Source organism: Oleiphilus sp. HI0123 (assembly GCF_001635315.1).
Map to the genome: position 1 here is coordinate 1 of NZ_LWGE01001187.1, position 4,175 is coordinate 4,175.

The window sequence follows — 4,175 nt, forward strand, 5'->3', positions numbered from 1 at the left end:
GGATTGGTCGAGGAAATAATTGATTACCTTGAAAACAACTCGCCTTCTAATCAGTAGATATGGATATTGACGTACGTGGAAACTAAGACATCAAAGCAAAAACAGCCCGACCTCGATAAAATTTATCCACGACTTAAATTTTTGATCATTGACGATTTTGAAAGCTTCCGTTCATCGTTGCGCCTCATGCTATCGTCTTTTGGCGCTGTACATGTCGACATTGCCTATTCTGCCGAAGATGCCTTAGAAAAATGCCGCTTTAACTTCTATGACATAGTATTATGTGATTTCAACCTTGGTGCAGGCAAGAACGGCCAACAGGTTCTTGAAGCACTTCGCGTAAACAAGCGCCTCAAACACATCCATTTATTTGTTATGGTTACTGCAGAAACAGCTAAAGATGTTGTTCTCGGCGCACGCGAGTACCAACCCGACGCCTACATTGCAAAACCAATTACGCGCACAGTATTAGAGCAGCGCCTTGGTCAACTGGTAATGCAACAACGAGCACTAAAGCCTATAAATAAGGAACTTGATCTAGAGAACTACCCCAAGGCTATCAGCCAGTGCTTGGCACTAATCAATGATAAGTCACGATACTCTTCTTGGTGCCACCAAACATTGGGCCAACTTTACCTACAAATTGGCGACACACAAAGCGCAATCAGGCTGTATGAGTCAATTATCGCAAAGCGCGAAATACCGTGGGCATCGCTAGGGCTGGCGCAAGCTCAATTAGCAAATCAAGACTACTCACCTGCCCTGGAGAACTTTAAGGCGGCACTTAAACTTAACCCCTACATGGTTGAAGCATATGACGGTCTCGCAGCTTGCTACGAGAAACTGAATCAACCACAGAAAGCACAAGAATCACTTGAGTCAGCAGTTGAAATGTCGCCCAGAGTAATTCTACGTCATGAGAAACTAGGCAAGCTATGTCAAAAGAATCAAGACATTGAAAGCGCAACAGAGGCATACAGGAAAGCTATTCGATATGGCGAACACTCAATACATGAAAAAGCTGACAACTACCTAAACCTTGGCCGCTGCTTATCCGAAAGGTCATCGGGAGACCTTAGTGATTCTGGCAAAACACATGCGGACGAAGCGATACAAGTTCTAAACGAATTAACACATAAATTTTCGGCTGACGAACAGGCCTGCCTCAATGCAACGCTTATCGAGGCTCGAGTATTTAATGGTCAGAACAATGCCGAAGCAGCACAGGAAAAACTTCATCAAGCAGAGTGCATGATTGAAGAAGAGAAGCTCTCAGCGGAAATTGGCATCGAGCTAGCAAAGACACTCTACTCCTTAAACGAGCTTGAACGTGCCGAGAAACTCTTAATCACACTCGCTGAGCGATTCAGTAACGACCCCGAAGCGCTAGCGCAAATTGAAAGCCAGCTTGACGAACCCGAAAGCTTAGTGGCCAAAAAGCAAGCAAAACGCCTTAATAAATCAGGTATTGAGCAGTTTGAACAAGGCCAACTTGCACAAGCTGCTGAAGCATTCAAAGAAGCGCTCAAGCATACACCAAGACACGCAGCCTTGAATCTTAATCTAGCTCAAGTTGTAACGAAGCTATTTAAAGAAACTGCTGACCATAGCTTATTAAAGCTTGCAGAGCAGTCCCTTGAAAAAATAAACAACATACCCGAACAGCATAACCAATACCGAAGGCTTAAACACCTCGAGAAGCAAGTAGCAGAACTTCAATCCAAAAAACAAAATTGAACGAGTACAGTATCATGAGTAAAGACAAACAACCCGATTTCTCGATGATTATCGCATCAGCTGTCCACGACATGAAAAATTCGCTCAGCATGCTACTACACTCCGTAGATCAGATGTGCGAAGAACTGCCTGAAGAGTGGCAACAAAGAAACAATACGACTGTCGTAAAATATGAGGCTGAACGTGTAAATAGCTACCTTGTACAGCTACTTGGCTTATATCGCCTGCAGAATGAAATGCTATCATTACATATCGATGAGTGCTTTGTTCACGACATCCTGGACGAGCAATCCGCACACTATTCGCCAATGCTCAAAGATAAAAATATTGAACTCGAAATCACCTGTGATCCAAATATATCTTGGTATTTTGATAGGGAGGTAATTTTGGGCGTTCTTAATAACGCGCTAAATAATGCTTCACGCTATACCAAATCGATCATTGAAATCGTCGCCTACATCAAAGATGATGACCTGATTATAGAAATACATGATGATGGAATCGGTTATCCTGACGAGCTATTGCAAGCCTCACCAGGAGAAGTAATAAATAACATTAACTTTCAAACTGGCAGCACCAGCCTGGGAATATATTTTGCTGAAATGGTCACTAAACTTCACACACAAAATGACAAGCAAGGGTCTATCAAGTTATCAAATGGAGGCAGACACGGAGGGGGAGTCTTCACGGTAGCACTTCCCTAAATCAAATTACCAAGCCAGCCTAGATTTTTCTTACTCAATAGGTGGGAGGTATTCTTTAAACAGTGCGCTGCCAAGCGATGCACCGGTAACATCAGACAGCCCCCACACTGAAAGTATTCTGCCGTCACGTAGCAAGGCATTTTGCCTCAAGGTTAACACTTCGGCACCTGATGTCTCTTGAACAATCGTACTTTCACTCAGCCACACCTTAGACAACTTAGAATATTGTCTTGTATTGATTTTTGGGTGGAACGAAGTATTCTGAACCCAACTTAAGACACCGTTACCTTCATAGTCAAAGTTTAGTAAAGGGCTGGTAACCGGTCTCTCAGAACCAGATCCAGTAACTGGAATGTCTTCAGCAGTAGAAAAGCCAGAGCCGGGATGATAAGAACGAACTGTAAGACTGTTCACACCATCGTCGAACAGCATTGACCAAGCCACAAATAACTCGTTCAAATTATTGTGGGCCAGAGTAAACTCACTAACGCTTGCCGAGTCATCATATTCAATCTTTTTAGCATCTTCCCACTCTCCGCTAGCGTTACGATTAAGCATTAGATCATATCGACTTCCAGAAGATTGACGCCAAGCAACGTAGAGATCGCCATTATCAGAAATTGAGGGTTTAGGTTGAACCGCAAAGTGTGTTTCTGCACCAACAACATCAACAAACTGTGTTTCATCACTGCTCAGAGTTGCATCACTTGATACATTGAATCTTCTTGCTCTAACTCTGTCGAAGCCCGACACTTCCTGTGACCACACCACCACACCAAGACCTGAGGAACTAAGAGATAATTCAAGGTCTTGGGCGTCTCCCAAAACATCGGCTCCTGATACTGTATCAATATAAATTGGAGCGCCAAACCCCAAACCATTAAACCCGGTAATAAAATTAAAAGAAAGCAGCCTTACACGCTGAACACCGGCAGAGCTTTGTTGAATGAAACCACCAACAACCCCTCCAGAATCACTTAAGCTAAAACTGGTATTTCTAACCTCACCATCAACAGAAGACCCACTTAAAAGATCTCGTGGCCCGCTCCATGCATTCCCATCAAACATGTTAACCCATGCTGTCAGCTGTGCGTCAGGAGACCTTGGCTGAATCCATATAACGACCGCATGCCCCAGCTCATTAATAGCGATTTCTGGAGAGTAAACGCTACCAAGACCAGCACTATCCAACCTTAATGAGTTAACGCAGGAAGAATCAAGAGAGTCAGGATTCTTGCGGCAATGCCGTGAAGCAGACTCAGTTCCGGGTAGAACCCAGACTTCCTGATCCGCTAGATATTGACTTGCCCAAATCTGTGTCACACCTTCAACACTCTGCTTCCAAACCAATAAAGTAGTGCCACTTTGACTACTTTGGATAATCGGCTCAAAGCTGTCCCCTTGATGAAAGACTGCCTGTGTACCCTCTTCATTCAAGTACTTGAAATTAAGAGTTTCGGACTCGTGCCATACGCCAGACTCCGTCGTAAACGCGACCCTCTCCCCGCCTTCAAGAAAATTACGCTCATCCTCACTTGTTGACAAATCATCTTCCACTAAATCATGTACGTCTGATTCCACTTGAAGAGTATAAGTGTTATGTAAGGCAAAACGACCACTACTCAGCCCTAATGTTAACTCAGTAGCGTCAACATCAATCAATTTACCGCTTTCTTCATCTGGTACTTTTGACTCCCCAGGGACAGTACTGTGAGAAATATTTATTTCTCGCTC

3 protein-coding genes are annotated in these 4,175 nt (G+C 43.8%); 2 read left to right on the forward strand and 1 reads right to left on the reverse strand.

The annotated features are described in order from the left end of the window. Nucleotides 1-75: 75 nt before the first annotated feature. The gene (locus A3761_RS13165; protein WP_082865439.1) at nucleotides 76-1,737 is read left to right on the forward strand and encodes a tetratricopeptide repeat-containing response regulator; all 1,662 of its coding nucleotides are present in this window, start codon (nucleotides 76-78) and stop codon (nucleotides 1,735-1,737) included. Between the two features lie 14 nt (nucleotides 1,738-1,751). Beyond that, complete coding sequence (locus tag A3761_RS13170) at nucleotides 1,752-2,441, forward strand: sensor histidine kinase KdpD (protein ID WP_068506457.1); 690 nt, start codon at nucleotides 1,752-1,754, stop codon at nucleotides 2,439-2,441. 30 nt (nucleotides 2,442-2,471) lie between these two features. Here the strand turns inward: A3761_RS13170 and A3761_RS27710 are convergent. Further along, nucleotides 2,472-4,175 (reverse strand): hypothetical protein (locus A3761_RS27710; protein WP_197473042.1); only part of this gene is annotated, 1,704 nt, incomplete at its 5' end.